At 58.6% G+C, this 15,960-nt stretch carries 13 protein-coding genes; 11 read left to right on the top strand and 2 right to left on the bottom strand.

Annotation, left to right across the window (positions count from 1 at the left end; genetic code table 11):
* Positions 1 to 435 precede the first annotated feature (435 nt).
* Positions 436 to 1,350 carry a LysR substrate-binding domain-containing protein gene (locus ACUY1T_RS12615; protein WP_446023293.1) on the bottom strand — a complete coding sequence of 305 codons (915 nt, stop codon included), beginning with the start codon at positions 1,348 to 1,350 and terminating at the stop codon, positions 436 to 438.
* Positions 1,351 to 1,456: 106 nt separating this feature from the next.
* Between ACUY1T_RS12615 and ACUY1T_RS12610 the strand changes: the two genes are divergently transcribed.
* The 9 genes from ACUY1T_RS12610 to argJ are packed head-to-tail and all read left to right on the top strand — an operon-like array spanning position 1,457 to position 10,990.
* Positions 1,457 to 3,031 (top strand): B12-binding domain-containing radical SAM protein, encoded by a 1,575-nt coding sequence (locus tag ACUY1T_RS12610; RefSeq protein ID WP_446023291.1) that lies wholly within the window; start codon positions 1,457 to 1,459, stop codon positions 3,029 to 3,031.
* A 2-nt stretch (positions 3,032 to 3,033) separates the two neighbouring features.
* The gene (locus tag ACUY1T_RS12605) at positions 3,034 to 3,645 is read left to right on the top strand and encodes a LysE family translocator (RefSeq protein ID WP_446023290.1); all 612 of its coding nucleotides are present in this window, start codon (positions 3,034 to 3,036) and stop codon (positions 3,643 to 3,645) included.
* Positions 3,646 to 3,689: 44 nt separating this feature from the next.
* On the top strand, positions 3,690 to 4,502 hold the full coding sequence (locus ACUY1T_RS12600; RefSeq protein WP_446023288.1) for an enoyl-CoA hydratase/isomerase family protein: 813 nt from the start codon (positions 3,690 to 3,692) through the stop codon (positions 4,500 to 4,502).
* A complete protein-coding gene (locus ACUY1T_RS12595) occupies positions 4,499 to 5,887 on the top strand; it encodes an asparagine synthase C-terminal domain-containing protein (RefSeq protein ID WP_446023286.1) in 1,389 nt (462 codons plus the stop codon). The genes ACUY1T_RS12600 and ACUY1T_RS12595 overlap by 4 nt, the downstream gene beginning before the upstream one ends.
* An 11-nt stretch (positions 5,888 to 5,898) precedes the next feature.
* The gene (locus ACUY1T_RS12590) at positions 5,899 to 6,762 is read left to right on the top strand and encodes a TauD/TfdA family dioxygenase (RefSeq protein WP_446023284.1); all 864 of its coding nucleotides are present in this window, start codon (positions 5,899 to 5,901) and stop codon (positions 6,760 to 6,762) included.
* 2 nt (positions 6,763 to 6,764) lie between these two features.
* Positions 6,765 to 7,508 carry an NRDE family protein gene (locus tag ACUY1T_RS12585; protein ID WP_446023283.1) on the top strand — a complete coding sequence of 248 codons (744 nt, stop codon included), beginning with the start codon at positions 6,765 to 6,767 and terminating at the stop codon, positions 7,506 to 7,508.
* Between the two features lie 16 nt (positions 7,509 to 7,524).
* On the top strand, positions 7,525 to 8,361 hold the full coding sequence (locus ACUY1T_RS12580) for a hypothetical protein (RefSeq protein ID WP_446023282.1): 837 nt from the start codon (positions 7,525 to 7,527) through the stop codon (positions 8,359 to 8,361).
* Positions 8,362 to 8,378: 17 nt separating this feature from the next.
* On the top strand, positions 8,379 to 9,836 hold the full coding sequence (locus ACUY1T_RS12575) for a class I adenylate-forming enzyme family protein (protein ID WP_446023280.1): 1,458 nt from the start codon (positions 8,379 to 8,381) through the stop codon (positions 9,834 to 9,836).
* A complete protein-coding gene (argJ, locus tag ACUY1T_RS12570) occupies positions 9,833 to 10,990 on the top strand; it encodes a bifunctional glutamate N-acetyltransferase/amino-acid acetyltransferase ArgJ (RefSeq protein ID WP_446023278.1) in 1,158 nt (385 codons plus the stop codon). Before ACUY1T_RS12575 ends, argJ begins: the two co-directional genes overlap by 4 nt.
* Positions 10,991 to 11,113: 123 nt before the next feature.
* On the opposite strand, the gene recC is transcribed toward argJ, so the two are convergent.
* Positions 11,114 to 14,722: an exodeoxyribonuclease V subunit gamma gene (recC, locus tag ACUY1T_RS12565; RefSeq protein ID WP_446023276.1), complete on the bottom strand. Its 3,609-nt coding sequence runs from the start codon at positions 14,720 to 14,722 to the stop codon at positions 11,114 to 11,116.
* Positions 14,723 to 14,871: 149 nt separating this feature from the next.
* On the opposite strand from recC, the gene ACUY1T_RS12560 reads away from it, so the two are divergent.
* Both ACUY1T_RS12560 and ACUY1T_RS12555 read left to right on the top strand, forming a co-directional pair.
* Entirely contained in the window at positions 14,872 to 15,273 is a 402-nt protein-coding gene (locus ACUY1T_RS12560; RefSeq protein ID WP_446023274.1) for an MbcA/ParS/Xre antitoxin family protein, read from the top strand.
* 5 nt (positions 15,274 to 15,278) lie between these two features.
* Complete coding sequence (locus tag ACUY1T_RS12555; RefSeq protein WP_446023272.1) at positions 15,279 to 15,956, top strand: RES family NAD+ phosphorylase; 678 nt, start codon at positions 15,279 to 15,281, stop codon at positions 15,954 to 15,956.
* The last annotated feature ends 4 nt before the right edge of the window (positions 15,957 to 15,960 follow it).

Genomic DNA, 15,960 nt, shown 5'->3' with positions numbered 1-15,960 from the left:
CGGCTTTACTCTACTCAGTGGCTGCCCATTGGCTTACCTCTGCTTGGCCGGGGGAGGTCTTTGCTTTGGGAGGAGAGAGGGCGGCGTCAGCGTCTGCAGGATGACTCCACTACGCTCTGGAGAGTTACGCACGTCGATCATCTCTCAATTCGCTTAGGCGGTAGCTGCGTTGATGGATAGAGCCGGACACCCCTGAATATAGTGCTGAGCTTGAACATGCGTTGACCGATTTGGAAGGAAAGAGTGATAATTCCAGTGTTGAAAAACCTATAGCCCAACGCTTAGACATTATGCTTTATATATAGTTGCCACCGGATGACGTTCGGCTACTGCCTGCCAGCTGCTTGTTTGCAGTGCGTTTCTCTCTGAGCCCCCTGTCGCCGAGGAGGCTATGTTATGGGCTAGGATTTGAGGTCGACTCAAAGACGAAGCCCTCTATATGTATGTCAAATCAAGTCCATCATGACTTGGGAAGTGCAAGAGCAAGTATGATATGAAGTCTTCTAGTAAAGCCTGATGTGAGGAATGCTTTGGATGCACAAAATAGTAGCCCATTCCTGAGTGAACGGCATAGGGGAAGGGTATTTTTAGTCTGTGGTTTTCTAGGTCGTTTTTTATCATTGATAAGTCCGCGATGCTTATTCCTAACCCTTGGTGTGCGGCAGTTATTCCTTGGTCTAGGGTGTCAAATGTCATTCCTTCTTTTACGTTAAATTTGTTTTTATAACCAGTTTTATCTAGCCATTTTTTCCAGTCCCGTTTGTCTAGTGATGGGTGAAGAAGAGGAAGTCTGTTAACAAACTTAAAGCTTTCGGTATGCTCATCAAAAAAATCTGGGCTGCAAACGGGTACTAGCCACTCATCAAATAGCTTTGTAGGAACTACATGATCGGGAAAGTCTCCGTTGCTTAATAATATTGCTCCATCAAATGGCTCCGAGTGAAAGTCAACTTCGTCTGGCTCCATCCAGTGGCTGCTTATTTGTATGGAAGTACTGCTGGATTGTTTGTTGTAGCTATGTGTTGTTGATAGCAGCCACCTCGCTGTAAGTGAGGTGGGGGTTTTTATTTTTATTACCGATGTTTCCCCTGGGTTTTTATAACAAGCCTTCTCGATAAGCATGAATGCATCTCTAAGGTCGCTCGATAATTGCTCACCCCTGTTGGTGAGTGAAAGTATTTTTCCGTTACGCTGGAATAGCTTACATTCCAAGTGGCGTTCGAGATTTTTAACATGGTGACTTACTGCGCTCTGCGACAAGCATAGATGATCAGCTGCTTTTGTGAAAGAGCCTAATCTGGCGGCCATTTCAAAGGCTCTGAGGGCATAGAGAGGTGGTAGTTGCTTCATGTGAAGTCTCATCCATGAGTTAAACTAATATGCTACTTTAGTTTTTTCCTTTTTTCAACCTTCCTTTGTCTTGTTAATAATGTGCTCGCTCGAGGGGAGAGGTGTGATGAGGAATATAGTAATTTTTGTTAATCCTGCGAATTCAGACGATTTTTTCGCTGGCCTAGAAAATGGTGATGGATCAGTTGCAAAGGGTGTTCAGCATACTGACTGGGCTAATTTTCCTCATCTTGGCATTCTTTCTCTTGCGTCGTATGTGAGTATGTTTGGATATGAATCCGTCTATTTTGACGGAGTGGCTGTGTCTATCGATGAGCTTTATGCTTATGTTGGTGAAAATTCTGATAAAATTCTAGCAGTTTGCTTTAGTGCCATAACTGCAAACTTCAACTCTTGTCTTTATATCGGGGAGTTTGTTAAGTCGGTAGATGGAAGCATAAAGACTATTTTTGGAAATGATCACTTCAGTGTCATGCATGAAAAAATAATGCAGAGGTATTGGTCTGTTGATTATGGCGTTGTCGGAAATGAGGTTTATCAGACCCTGAAAGCTCTGTTGGATGCCATAAGGGATCATGGTGATATCAGTTGCCGGTTACCATCGTTAGTAACAAAAGACATTGTAAGTCCAGGGGAGGGCAGAGAAGAAGAAATAAATCACTATGTCGATTACTCTCTGATAGATGGGGTATTTGATCATGCTAGTGTTTACAAAAAGAATTTTCAAGCGCGACTGACCGGTAGGATTCATGATTTAACCCAGCGCTTCGTGACATCTGGTGTTCCTGTGGAAATCGCCAGAGGATGTATAAAATTCAGTGGAGATGACGCATGCTCATTCTGCTCTATTCAGTATGGAGGGATGTGGAGAAATCATCTTCATCATGAGCAGGCCTGGGGTGCAATAAAGACTGCCCATGACAATGGGTATGACTATTTGTATATAACGGCAGATGAGCTCCCGCTGACTTTTGGTCGGTTGCTTTTGGATATGGATAAGTTTAAGCCAAAGTGGTGGCTGGACTTGCCGATTCATAAACGCCCAATGTTGGTTGGATATGCTAGGGCTGATGGCATGGAAAAGAGCCATGTTATGGAGGCTATGGCAAACATTGGCTTCAAAATCCTGTTTGTTGGAATTGATGCAGGCGCCATGAAATCCCTACAAGCACTAAAGAAGCCGCTAAGAAAAAAGGATGTTATCGCTTCCTCTGAAAGCATGTATATGGCAAATCTTAATGCTATGGAAAATGCTCGGAGGTTTGGTGTGAAGATTAAGGCAGGGTTTGTCTTAGGTCATGTAGGCATGGATAAGGAGTTGCTGTATGAAAATGTTAGGGAGTATAAAAATATATTGAGTATGGGCAGGGACGTTATTGTTAGTGCCGACGTGGAGATGCTTTCTCCAGAGCCAGGGTCTAAGGACTATGAATATTTGATAAATCCTGAAGTGGCAAGGCGAGAAGCAAAAGCCCTTGGTCTTGAAATTGCTGAAGATGCGGTATTGAATGAAGTGGCTTGCTATTATAAAGATAAAGATGCTTTTGACCGGGAGGCTGCAATCAATGACTACATACGAGCCATGATGCCAACTTTGTGCAAAGGTGATATTGCTGCCGTAAGAGATGAGATTAGGGCTTATAGCAAAAGTCTTGGAATTGTGGTAGGTGATGAGCTATAGCCATGGGGCATTACATTCTATTTTTCACCTCTTGCCTGGTGTTTGCATTTGTACCGGGACCGGCGATGCTCTACACGATCTCAAGAACCGTGGCGGAGGGGAAGGGGGCCGGATTCAGGGTGGTAGTGGGCATTTTTTGTGGCTCACAGGTGCATGTGATAATTGCTGCGATCGGTGCAGCCAGCTTGTTGCTCACTAGCCCGGTTCTGTTCAATATCCTACGTTTTGCGGGTGGTGGCTATTTCCTCTATCTAGGTCTGCGTAAGCTTTATCATATCTGGGTGGAAGGGGCTGGAGTTGGCAGGAAGGCGAGTGTCCGACCATCCTCTTTTAAGGAGAGCTTGCTTGTAGAGGTGCTGAATCCTAAGAGTTCGCTATTTTATCTTGCATTCATCCCCCAGTTCCTTCCTCAAGAGGCTGCTCATCCTGTGCTGATGCTCTTTGTGATTGGGACAATTGCCAACTTTATCATGTCTTTGGGGGATGCGCTAATCGTATTGATATCTTCCATAATAAAGAAGCATCTACTTGGAGTTGGTAACTACGAGAGGCATGGACAGCTTGCTGTTGCAATCATCTTCTTAGTTCTTGGTGGAGTCGTGATTTTTGGTTGATCTCGGCTTATTTGTGATGGTTTAGGATGCAAGGAGATTTATCGTTGAAAATCAATGCTGAAGAATATCTAAATTATGATTTCGATATCACGCTAAATAATGGTGTCGCGCTGGTAGAGTTCACCGACTCGCACCGGCATAACCTGTGGTCTATGCCGAGAATGGCACAACTTACCAGCTTGTTGAGGCAGTTGGATAACGATGACGCAGTCCGTTCCGTGTTACTGTATAGCGGTGAGGACCGGTCGTTTGGTGCTGGTGGTAGCTTCCACGAGACCTCAAAATTTAAGGGTGGCGATGAAGTAGATGTCTGGATCGATCACGTAACGGACCTATACATCGCCGCCTTGCAACTGACCCGTCCTCTGATCGTGGCCATCGACGGCTACGCCATCGGCATCGGCCTCCAGATCGCCCTGACGGCTGACTATAGGATCGGCAGCGATCGCTGCGTTCTGAAGATGCCAGAGTTCGAGCTTGGCATCGCCTGCACATATGGCGGGTTCATGCTGGAGAAAATCGTAGGGCGCAGCCTGATGCAGAATATGCTTATGTCCTGCGCTGCTTGGCCTGCAGAACGTGCATTGGCTGATGGCATATTACACAGCGTGGCCGATGCCAAGCGGCTGCGAGCAATTGCCCTGGAACAGGCGCACCGGGCCGCAGGCTTTACCAGCGCCGCTTTCAGAAATACCAAGACCTACCTCAATCGTGACTTCATTGCAGGTTTGGAGCAGACCCGAGTTGCGGGCAAGCAGGCCCACCGTGCCGCATTCGCCGCAGGCGAGGCACAAGGTCGGATGAAATCTGTACTGAACAAGTCCGCCACACAACCGACCCTGGAGGCTGACTTGTGACCACTCAGCCCTGGCTGTTGCTATCCAGTCGTCCCATCAAGCAGCTTCAGTGCGCCCAGTTGCCGCTGCCATCCTCAGCTTTCCATAGCTATGCCTCAGATTGGTCAGTACCGCCTCCCGAAGACCGGACCGATGTGTTCGGTCGTCCCTGCACACACCTGACCGTGGGCGGCGACAATGTCCTCGATGTGCAAGGCAGCCATCTTACCGTTATAACCAGTAGCCGGAACATGACTCCGTTGTATTGGCGAGCCGATCATCAGGGCAATTTCGTGATCGCGACCGATCTGCTTATCGCGGCCAGCGCCTGGGTGAGCTTAACCGACTGCCGCCTCGGTGTGCGTGCGGATGCCGGCGTCTATCTGGACGAGCGCTCGAGCATCCATGGCATCTCCCGTTTGCCGCCCAACCGCCGCCTGGAGGTTGTTATGCAGGACAATCGGGCCCGCGTCGAGCGCGGCGAGACGGCCGACAGTCTGGCACAGCAAAGCTCTCGGTACGACAATGCCTTGCTCGCTGGCGAGGCGCAGATCACCGCACTACAGCACAGCATTGCCGATCATCTGAAGTGGCCCGACCAGGTCGCTGCTCTGGTCTCCGGCGGCGTCGATTCCGGTTTGGTTGCTGCCTTACTCGCTCAGCAGTGCCCAACATTTGAAGCCTTCAGCATCGGTACACCTTGGGGCAATGAGTTCGACGAAGCCCAGCAACTGGCGGACGCCATCGATCGCCCTTTGAACCGGGTCGAACTCGATCCGCAGTCGATACTGCTGGCACTACCACAGACCATCCGTGCTTTCGGTCATCCACAACCCCAGGCAGTTGAGATTGGCGTGGCTATCACCGCGTTCTGCCGTCAACTGGAAGAAGGCCGCCGGATCTTTACCGGCTACGGATCGGACCTGATCAACTCAGGTTTGGCCACCTGTGACGGGCTAGCCGACGACATTCGCAGCAGCATCGCCGTCGAGGTCAACAAGACGCGCTACTCTAGCGAATTCACTAGCATCGCTGCTCAGGCCTGCGGTAGCGAACTGGTGCATCCTTATTGGGATCCCCGGGTATTGCGTGCAGCACTAGACACTTGCCCTTCGGTCAAGACCAACCGAGGCCGTGAGAAGGGACACCTGCGCCTAGCCGCGGAGCGATGGCTGCCGACTGAGGTAGCCTGGCGCAAGAAAACGGCCATCCACCATGGCAATGGACTGGGCACTGCGCTGGCGCAACTGATAGAAGTCACCACAGGCCAACAATCCAGTGCACCGGTGCTATACCGAGAGATCTTGGCTACCCAGCTAGACCAGGCCATTCGTGCCCCCTTGTCTCCCCTGAGCCCCGAGGATGTCCTCGACCGTTCGCTGCGCTCAATGGCTCATCGTTGCTGAAGGAGCAGCCCATGAACCTCTCCGTACATTCGCATGACGTACACGGCCAGTCCCTGACCGCCTCCGGTTTAGGTATCCACTTGCCTGACGAAACCCCGCTGACGGCCATTCGCCAGGCTGTGCTCGACCATGGCGTGACCTTGTTGCGCAATGTCCATTTCGATGAAGCCAGCTTCCGGTGCTTCGTCGAAAGCCTTGGCGACAAGGTTTCCTATGCCGATGGCAGCGCCAAGGTCGGCTACGGCTTCGCTGACATCCTCAATCTCGATGGCACCCACGACAAGGAAAAGGTCATCACTGGACGCGGCAGTCTGCCATTGCACACCGATGGCATCCTGCTTGGCACTCAGGTCGACCTGATCATTCTCTATGCCGCCGACGTCAAGGGTATCGACGAGGACGGCGCCACTGTCGTCTGTGACCAGCTTGCAGCCTGGAACGACATGCCCGAATCGCTGCGTCGGCCACTGCTGGACGGCAGACTCGAGTACCTAGCGTTCGAGCGTGGCTACTTCGCCACTGTCCCTGAAGGCTGGTACCCGATTTCCACGTTCCGCGACTACGGCCGCGTGCGCTCACTCAACCTCGCCCTGCCATTCGATGGCCAGGCCAAGGCCAGCTGGGACGTGCGTGTACCAGGGCTGACGGCCGAGGCTTCCACCGCTTGGTTTGCGGCACTGGAGCAGCACCTGACCGCTGCTCCTTACCTGTACAGCCATCGCTGGCGGACCGGCGACCTCCTGATCATCGACAACCAGCGCACCCTGCACGGCCGTCGCGGACTGCAACCGCTGACGTGTCGCAAGCTGTTGCGTGGGCAGGTGACGTTTGAGGAAATCGCCTCGGCACCGGGCGCCACCCTGGCGGGCGAGTGACTGTGTGCACGATCATTGCTGCCGTTGCCCTTTCACGGCGCTGGCCAGTGCTCCTAGCCTCGGTGCGCGACGAGTCCGTCGACCGTCCGTGGAAGGCACCCGCGCTGCACTGGCCCGATCGTCACCCTGACGTCATTGGCGGCCTGGACCTGCAATCGGGTGGTACCTGGATTGCGTTGGACCGTCGTCAGCATCGGGCCAGCTTCCTGGTTAACCGTCCTGAGCGCATCCGCAGCGAAACCCGCAGCCGGGGAGAACTACCGCTGATGGCACTGGATGCCCCCGAGCAGTACTGGAATGCCGACAAGCTCCGCCAGTACAACGGCTTCATCTTGGGGCAGGCCGATGCCACCGGCCTGCTGCTCCATCAGTGGGATACGCGAACGCTGAGCACTCATCGCCTGGGCAAGGGGCTGCATGGGCTTTGCTACCGCGGCATCGGCGAGGGTCACCCACGCCTTGAGCGGTATCTGCCATTATTCGCCGCGAAACCACTTCCTCAGCCTTCCGCCAATACGTCGTCGACACAATCCTGGGGGCAATGGCTGCATCTGCTTGCCGGAGACGGCCAGTACAGCTGCGACGCTGACGCACTCATCTGGCGGCGTGAAGTCGAGGGCAGCGTCTGGGCTTCCCAATCGACTGCCTGCATCGCTCTGGGGCCGGGCCAATCGAGGCTGGACTTCAACGCCTCACCACTGAACCCAGCCTGCTGGAGCATTCTGTCTCCATCCTCACCTCATTAGAACGAGTAACATTGCCTTGAGCATCCAAAGCCTTTCTCACGCCCACTATCCTCAACTGCTTGATTTTATTCGCCACGAGGATGATGCCGATGCCCAGCTCTTCCTGGCAGGCACCCTACGCACCTGCCCGGAGGGCCTGGAAGTATTCGTGCACTATGGAGACACCGGCCTGCGTGGAGCGGTCGCGCTACTGCCTACCCTGCCGCCTTTCGCCGTGCCGGTCATTCTCGCCGCCGGTGAACCGGACGAAGCGTTGCTGGCACACGTCGCCCAGCGCCATGCCAGTCCACAGATGGCGCTGGGCGCCAAGGCAGTCCTTGAGCGCCTGGCGCAGTGCTGGCCGCGGGACTGGCTACCTCTGATTGGCCGCCGCGATGAGGTACTGCTCAAACAGTTCGAAGCGTTCCCGGCCAACGCTTCCCCGGAGCTGGCGACTCGCCTGGCTGAGCCTGCTGATGAGGTGACATTGATCGGCTACCGGATACAGATGGAAAAGGACTCTGGCGTGAAGCTGGTATCCAGCCGCGAACAGGCTATGCAAACCGTCCGCCAACTGATGCAACGCCAGGCGCTGTATGTGGTCGAGGTGGATGGCCAACTCGGCGGCTGTGCAGCTTTGACCAGTCAGGATGAAGAACACGAGCAGCTGGGCTTTGTCTTCGTCGAGGCCAGGCACCGGCTTCGCGGCGTATCAGACAGGCTGCTGAACGATGTGTGCGTCGGTATCCATCGTCGGCAGCGCAAGCCCCTGACATTCACCAGTGTCAGCGGGCCACTGCGCCATCGCCTTGGCGAGATTGGCTTTCGGCCCGTAGGCGAACACCTGAAGCTGTACTTTGGCCACGGTAGCTGAGTTCAAGGAGGCGATCTATGTTTCTGCAACGGTTCCACAGCATGGCCGCACGAGACCGGCACAAAATGGCTGTCATCGACAACCAAGGAGCAGCGCGGACCTATGGCGAGCTTCTGCACGACATTGAGCAGTTGCGGGGACGCCTGCATGCTGCAGGTCTGCGGGAGGGGAACGTGGTGGCAACCCAACTGGGCAACAGTATTGATTATGTGGCTCTGCTGTTAGCCATGGCCAGCTTGGGGCTGGTGCACTGCCCGATCAGCACGTCAAGCAGCCCTGGTCACCGGGCGATGCGTATTGATCAGGTCGGGGCCTCGGTGCTGATTACGGAACAGGGCTTTGTGCCTGACGGACTCGACGTGCCTGGCTTTGCTCTGTGCGCACCGGAGCCGGCCGACACCGAGTCTCCGCTGACACAAGTCTTTACTGGCCTGATGCGCATGCAGGAGACTTCCGGCAGCACCGGGATTCCGAAGCTCGCCTTGTGGCGGCAGGATCGCCTGTTCGGGGAAATCATGCACTGGGTTGAATGTGCCGGGCTCGATGCCTGCGATCGCTACCTGAACATCCATACCCTCGATGGAGGACATGCAGTGGACCTGCATGTGTTCCCTGCATTGTTGACCGGGGCTACGCTACACTTGGGCGAAGCCGGTCAGGTCGAAGACAACCTTCGAGTCCTTGACGAGCACCGCATTACGGTCATGAGTGCACTACCATCGCAATATCTTGAGCTGGCGAAAGCAGCTCAACGGCAGAGTGTTCGACTGACAGCGCTGGAAAACCCTTTCTGTGGCGGTGCCTACCTGGACGATCAGGTCGTTCTGGACGTCGAGCGCTGTCTGGGGGTAAAGATCAAGCGGATCTACGGCTCCACGGAATTTGGCATGATCCTCGCCAACTTCGACACACGGTTGCAGGCGGGCTGCGGTATGCGTCCGGTCGGTGATGTTGAGGTGGAGCTGGTGGTCCTTGACCCTGCGCAGCCGGATATCGGCGAGATCATCGCACGCTCCAGCCATCGTGGCTCAGGCTACTTTCCGCTGCCTGCCAAACCAGTTGAGGACGATGCCTATTTCAGCGGCGATATCGCTCAGCGCTTGGCTGACGGCAGTCTGATCCTACTGGGACGGAGCACCGATGCTCTACTCACACGCCAAGGTACGCAGTTCGCACCCGCCCTTGAGGGGCGTATCGCACTGGCGCTAGGGCTGGAGCGTGCGGTGGTTCTGGTCGATCTCCACGATTGCAGCCAAGCCCATGTGGTAGTGCAGGCCGATGCCGCAACTGCCCACGACCTGCTGCCAAGGCTCGTCGGATTGCTCGAAAAATTCGGTGTTCGGGCTGGCATCGTGGCGCTCGAATGGATACCTTTGACGCCGACTGGAAAGCCGGATCGCGCTCGCTTGCGTGAGCTACTCTCCGCGCCTCACACGGCTAAGGAAGCATTCACCCTTCTGAAGGACCTGATATGAGTGACGTGCACATCCAGCCGAAAGGCTTCAGCAGCATCATTGCTAACTTAGGCATCAAGGACAGTCAAGACGATTTCATGACAGTCGTCTCCGACGTACCTGCCAGCATCAGTGCGGTGTTCACTCAGTCCCGCTTCGCCGGCCCGAGTGTGACTTTGTCCCGTGAGGTCGCCAAGCGTGACAGGGCGCGGGGTGTCGTGGTGATCGCCCGCAACGCAAACGTCGCCACTGGCCCCCAGGGCCTGGCCAACGCCGTAGAAGTGCGCTCGGGTATAGCCCAGGCAGTTGGCGTTGATCCACAGGAGTTGGTGATCGCCTCGACCGGCGTGATCGGTCACCAGTACCCGATGGGGAAGATTCGCGCCTTCCTGGCGGATGTGCCCGCCTTGCAGACTGCTGACTTCCAACGCTGTGCGGCGGCGATCATGACTACCGACACTTGCACCAAGCATGCCGCGTGCAAGGTCGGCAACGCTAGCTTGGTGGGCATTGCTAAGGGCGTGGGTATGATCGAGCCTAACATGGCGACCCTGCTGACCTTCTTTTTCACCGACGCGAAGGTCTCGCCCGAGGTACTAGATGACTTATTCCGTCGTGTAATCGACAAGACGTTCAATGCCCTGAGCATCGACACCGACACGTCTACCAGCGACTCTGCCGTTATCTTGGCCAACGGCCAGGCCGGTGAGGTGGATCTGGCCGAATTCGAGCAAGCCCTGTACGACATCGCCCTCAGCTTGGTGCGCATGATCGCCTCGGACGGCGAAGGAGCCAGCAAGGCGATGGAGGTTCAGGTCACCGGTGCGCGTGATAACGCCCAGGCTAAGCGCGTGGCAAAGGCCATCGTCAACTCACCTCTGGTCAAGACCGCTGTACACGGCGCTGATCCTAACTGGGGGCGTGTAGCCATGGCGATCGGCAAGTGCGAGGCGGACCAAGACATCGACCCGAACAAGGTCAAGATTGTCTTCGGGGAGACTGAAGCATACCCACATCAGTTAGATGAGGTCGGGCTGCAGGTAGTTAAGGATTACCTGCAAGGCAAGGAAGTGCTGATCTCGGTGGATCTAAATATCGCGGAGGGCTGCTTTACCGCCTATGGCTGCGACTTATCGGAAGGATATATTCGTATCAACGCGGACTATACGACCTAAGGAAATGCAGCATAAATCCCGATGCAGCTGCCTTGCAGTCAACGGTGGGGGAAGGCGCGTTGGTTCGCCATTAGGCTGAGCCAGTGTCATGTCGCGTTGGTTGAGAAGTCGAATTGCGACTGTTTATCGCCGGAGGCTGGGTGATAACGCTTGTTTTTGGTCCCCCTTCACGGCCAGGTGAACCGGGGCGAGCAGCCGCTCGGTGAGTTCGGCAAAGCCGAGTCTGTCCTGGCGGGCTTCATATAGCGCGGTGAAGCTGGGCCAGCGGTGAGCGAGGTAGGCGTTACGGCCCGCCTCGCCGGCGTTGTAGTCGTCACCCTCGTAGGTCTTGCGGGCAGCGTGCCAGGCGTCGCTGTCGCGCTCGGTTTCGGGCGTGCCCAGCTTGCTCAGCCACACGAAGGCGGTATCGCAGGCCAGCGGCAGCGGCATCTGCATGCCGGCCTGCCAGGATTTAACGATCTCGCGCAGGTGGCCGCGGGCGGCTTCCGGGTCGAGGGGCGGCAGGGTGACGTGGCCGGCCTTGGAGAGCAGTCGTGTGGTCATGGCCTGCCCCTCCAGGTGCCCGGCCAGGTGCGCGACCCAGTGGCGCAGGATGTGCTGCCAGCGGTACTTGCCTTTCTTGACCAGGCTACTGCTGGCAAGCACCAGGCGGCAGCGCTCGCCTGATTCGCTCACGCGCAGTTCGTCGAGCCAATCTTCCAAGGGCGGGGCGCCGGGCACGCTGAGTTGCACCGGTTCGGGCTCCTCGATGGCGTGAGGCCACTCTTCCAGAGCTTCCTCGTAGGCCTCGAACAGCGACTCCATCGTTTCGCTGAGCTGCTCGCGCATGCGCTCGCCGAAGGCGCCCATGGCCAGCACGCCTTGGCCCTGTAGGCGGTCGAGGGTGTCGAGCATGGCGGGCAGGCGCTCGCGGCCTTCGTCCACGGCGCGGCGCTGCTCGCGGATCAGCAGGTCCTGCAGCTGCCAGTTGGAGAGGCCGTCCAGGGCGAAGGGCTCGTGGTCGAGGCTGACGATGTCCTCGCGCTCGAGGAATACCTTGAGGCGGGTGGTGAAGAAGGCGCGGGCCGGGTCTCTCAAAAAGCTCCCTAGCTGCGTGATAGTCAGCGGGGCGTCTTGCGTGTATGGCTCCAGGTCGAGGGGCGCCGCTGCCGGGGCCGCTTCACCATGCACCTCGCGCCACTCGTGGGCGTAGGTGAACAGCCGCCGGGCCGCCACGTCGCGCTCGGCCTGTTGCGCCTCGCTGGGGAAGTAGGTGCGGCTGAACGGCTGCAGCGGGTGCTCGGTGGTGAGGGCGTCGAGCAGGTCGCTGGCGTCGCTTTCGCCCTTGTCGGAAAGTCGCCAGCCGGCCTTGAGGTGGTCGCGTAGCTGGCCGACCAATACCGATGGCGGTTTCTCGCCGTTGTCGACGATGCTGCGGCCCACCCAGCTCACATAGAGCTGCTCGCGGGCGGAGAGCAGCGCTTCGAGGAACAGGTAGCGGTCATCCTCGCGGCGCGAGCGGTCGCCGGGGCGGTAGTCGCCGTTCATCAGGTCGAAGTCCATCGGCGGTTGGCTGCGCGGGTAGTCGCCGTCGTTCATGCCCAGCAGGCAGACGCGCTTGAAGGGGATGGCGCGCATCGGCATCAGGGTGGCGAAGTTCACCGCCCCGGCCATGAAGCGCTGCGACAGGCTCGACTCGTCGATCTGCCCCAGCCAGTGCTCGCGAACCACGGAGAGCGGAAGCTCGCGGGTCAGCCCGGCCTCTTCGGCGCTCTCCTGCCACTCCTGAAGTTTCTGTTCGAGCTGGGCCAACATCAGGCTGTCTTCGGGCGTGTCGGCGAGGAAGCTCGCCTCCAGCAGGGCGCGCAGGCGCTGTACCCAGCCGCTCACGTCGGTGGGCTCGCGCAGGCTGCGCCACTGCTGCTCCAGGGTTTCCAGCAGCGCGGCCAGGGGGCCGGCCAGCGCCGCTTCCAGGCCGCCGATGTCGTCGAAGGGTTCGATGCCCTGCCACGGGCCGCTGGCGGCCTCGCCCACGGCGTAGCCCAGCAATAGCCGGCGCAGGCCGAAGGCCCAGGTGTTCTGCTCCATGCCCTGTGGCAGGTCGAGGCTGCCGCGCTGGCCGGCGTTGAGTCCCCAGCGGATGCCGGCGCCCTCGATCCAGCGGCGCAGGGTGGGTACGTCGTCTTCCTCGATGCCGAAGCGTGCGCGCAGGGCGGGCACGTCGACCAAGTCGAGCAGGTCGCTCACCGAGAGGCGCAGCTCCGGCAGGCGCAGCAGCTTCTCCAGCGCGATCAGCAGCGGCAGGCGGTGGCGGCTGCCCTGGTCGGAGAGCGTGAAGGGGATGTAGCGCGGGTCGTCGCGTTCCAACTGGCCAAAGACCGCCTGCACGTGGGGCGCGTAGTGGTCGATGTCCGGCACCATCACGATCACGTCGCGGGGCTTGAGGCCGGGGTCGGCGCTGAAGGCGGCGAGCAGCTGGTCGTGGAGGATCTCCACTTCGCGCTGGGGGCTGTGGGCGGCGTGGAAGACGATGGAGTCGTCGCGGCTCGGGTCCACCGCCGGCCAGGTGTCGCGGGTCTCGTGCAGCGGGCGCAGCTCGCGGATGTCGTCCTGCAATTGCTGCAGCAGCCGGCCGTTCCCCTCGCGCACGAAGGGCTCGAACAGGTCGATGCGCAGCGAGTCGGCGGCGAACAGGCGCTCGTATTGCTGGGCGTCGTCGTGCTCGTCGAGCAGGCGCAGGTAGTCGCGGCCCTGCTTGCCCCAGGCGGCCAGCAGCGGCTGGGCGTGCAGATGAAGGCTTTCCTCGCCGTCACCATCGCCGAGCACGTCGAGCCGGGCGGGCATGCCTTCCTTGCGCCGCTGCCGGTAGCGCTGGGCGCGGAGCAGGTCCTTGTGCTCGATGATGTCGGCCCAGTAGTGCTGGCAGGGGTTGTGCACGCACAGCACCACCTGGCTGCAGCGGGCGATGGCGGCCAGCGCTTCCAGCGATTGCTGCGGCAGCGAGGAGATGCCGAACACCATCACCCGCCTTGGAAGACCAACGGGGCGGTTGTTGCCGTCGAGCTGGCGCGCCGCCTCGAGGAAGCGGCGGTGCACCATGGCGCGGCTGGAGGCCACGCCGTCGTCGCCCACGTCCTCGATGAGCGCCCGCCAGAGGGCGGGCTGCCAGCGCTGGGTGTCGGGAAGCGGGCTGGCCTGGCCGCGGGCGGAGATCAGCACGTCCTCGCCGCGGCCCCAGGCGTCGAGCCAGTCGGCGCGGTAGACCTGGTACTGGTCGAACAGGTCGGCCAGGCGCTCGGCGAGCTGGTGATGCTTGCGCAGGTCGTTGTCGCCTTCTAGGAAGCGGCGCAGCGGGGCGAATTCCTCCCGCGGCATCAGCTCCGGCAGCAGGCGCAGCAGCCGCCAGATCAGGTGTGACTTGTCGAAGGGCGAGGTGATGGGCACCGCGTTGGGGTCGCCTTCCACGTGGTTGAGCACCGCGCGGTAGGCCTGCCACAGGAAGCGCGCCGGCAGGGTGACGTCCAGCGCGGCAGCGATGCCGCTGCCGCCGTCGGCCTCGTCGGCGGCCAGCGCCAGCTTCATCCACTGGCCGATGCCGTTGCTTTGCACCAGGATCGTCTCATTCTCCAGCGGCGCCAGCGGGTGGCGCTTCATCCACTCCACCGCCACGCCGCGCAGGTCCTCCAGGCGGTTGCCGTGAACGACCATGAAGCCGGGGGTAAGGGCATTCTCCTGGGGGGCGGCGAACGGCATGGCGGGTCCTTGCTCGGGAGGTGAGGCAAGGCCTCATGGTGCCGCAAAAGCGTAGGCGGATAAACGCGGCTGATGCATGAAGATTCGCATGCGAAGTTAATTTTTACTATAGTTCATATGCGGACTGTCATTCCCGCAGGAGCAAACCCATGAACGCTGAACAACGGCTTGAACGCCCTGATACGGCCAGCCCCGAGGCCGGTCGCGTGGCCTTGAAGTTCTTCTTCAATGTCATGGGGCTATGGGGTTGTACACCGGCCCAGCAACGCATCCTGCTGGGCAGTATCGGCAATACCACCTACCACAAGTACAAGAAGCTGCCTCAAGTCCGTCTGCCACATGACACCCTGGAGCGAATCTCCTACCTCATGGGGATCCACAAGGCGCTGCGCATCCTCTTCAGCAGCAGCCCCGACAAGGCCTATGAATGGGTGCACAAGGCGAATACCGCAGCGCCGTTCAATGGGCAGTCGGCCCTCGAGTACATGCTGCATGGCCGCGTGGTGGACCTGGCGGATACCCGTCGCTACCTGGACAGTGTCCGGGGATGAGCGGGGTGGAGACCTGCCTCCCGGCGTGGAGAAATTCCTTTCGTATCATCAACAGCGCCTATCCGCCGATCGCGGTGTTCGAGGACACCCTGGATTCGGAAGATCTGGAGTTGGCCTTTGCCATCGAGGCGATGACCAACGACAGGCTGCTCGAGGAGGCCGGACAACTGAACCGTGTGCCGCCCCATGATCGTGTCGCTGGCCCCGGCTCCTCTCCCATCATGGCGGCCTTTACCCACATCGGCCGGCCATCGCGTTTCACCGACGGCAGCTACGGGGTCTACTACTGCGCCAGCACGCTGGATGCGGCGATTGCCGAGACCCGCTTTCACATGGCCGAGTTCCTGGCGGCGACCCGCGAGGCCAGCGTCGAAGTCACCATGCGGACCTATATCAACACCATTACCCGGGCGCTGCATGATGCGCGCGTGGGTTACCCCGAGCTGCACGACCCGGACCCGGCTACCTATCCAAGGGGCCAAGCATCCGCCTCGCGTCTCAGGGCGGAGGGGGCGTGGGGCATTCTCTACAACAGCGTCAGGCAGCCAGGGCATGAGTGTGCGGCGGTGCTGCGCCCGCCGGCGCTGAGCATACCCGTTCAGGGCCCGCATCTCCGCTATGTGTGGGATGGCAAGGCGCAGGCCATCACCCACGTGCTGGAGGTTGCCGAGCGTTCACCTTGAGAGA

It is taken from the genome of Billgrantia sp. Q4P2 (assembly GCF_052806135.1).
The sequence above is the reverse complement of the archived record's forward strand: the minus strand, read 5'-3'. Positions and strand labels throughout refer to the sequence as shown.

Coding starts and splice junctions, on each gene's coding strand:
- ACUY1T_RS12615 (WP_446023293.1), bottom strand. CDS start 1,350: ATGAAGCAACTACCACCTCTCTATGCCCTCAGAGCCTTTGAAATGGCC.
- ACUY1T_RS12610 (WP_446023291.1), top strand. CDS start 1,457: ATGAGGAATATAGTAATTTTTGTTAATCCTGCGAATTCAGACGATTTT.
- ACUY1T_RS12605 (WP_446023290.1), top strand. CDS start 3,034: ATGGGGCATTACATTCTATTTTTCACCTCTTGCCTGGTGTTTGCATTT.
- ACUY1T_RS12590 (WP_446023284.1), top strand. CDS start 5,899: ATGAACCTCTCCGTACATTCGCATGACGTACACGGCCAGTCCCTGACC.
- ACUY1T_RS12575 (WP_446023280.1), top strand. CDS start 8,379: ATGTTTCTGCAACGGTTCCACAGCATGGCCGCACGAGACCGGCACAAA.
- argJ (WP_446023278.1), top strand. CDS start 9,833: ATGAGTGACGTGCACATCCAGCCGAAAGGCTTCAGCAGCATCATTGCT.
- recC (WP_446023276.1), bottom strand. CDS start 14,722: ATGCCGTTCGCCGCCCCCCAGGAGAATGCCCTTACCCCCGGCTTCATG.
- ACUY1T_RS12560 (WP_446023274.1), top strand. CDS start 14,872: ATGAACGCTGAACAACGGCTTGAACGCCCTGATACGGCCAGCCCCGAG.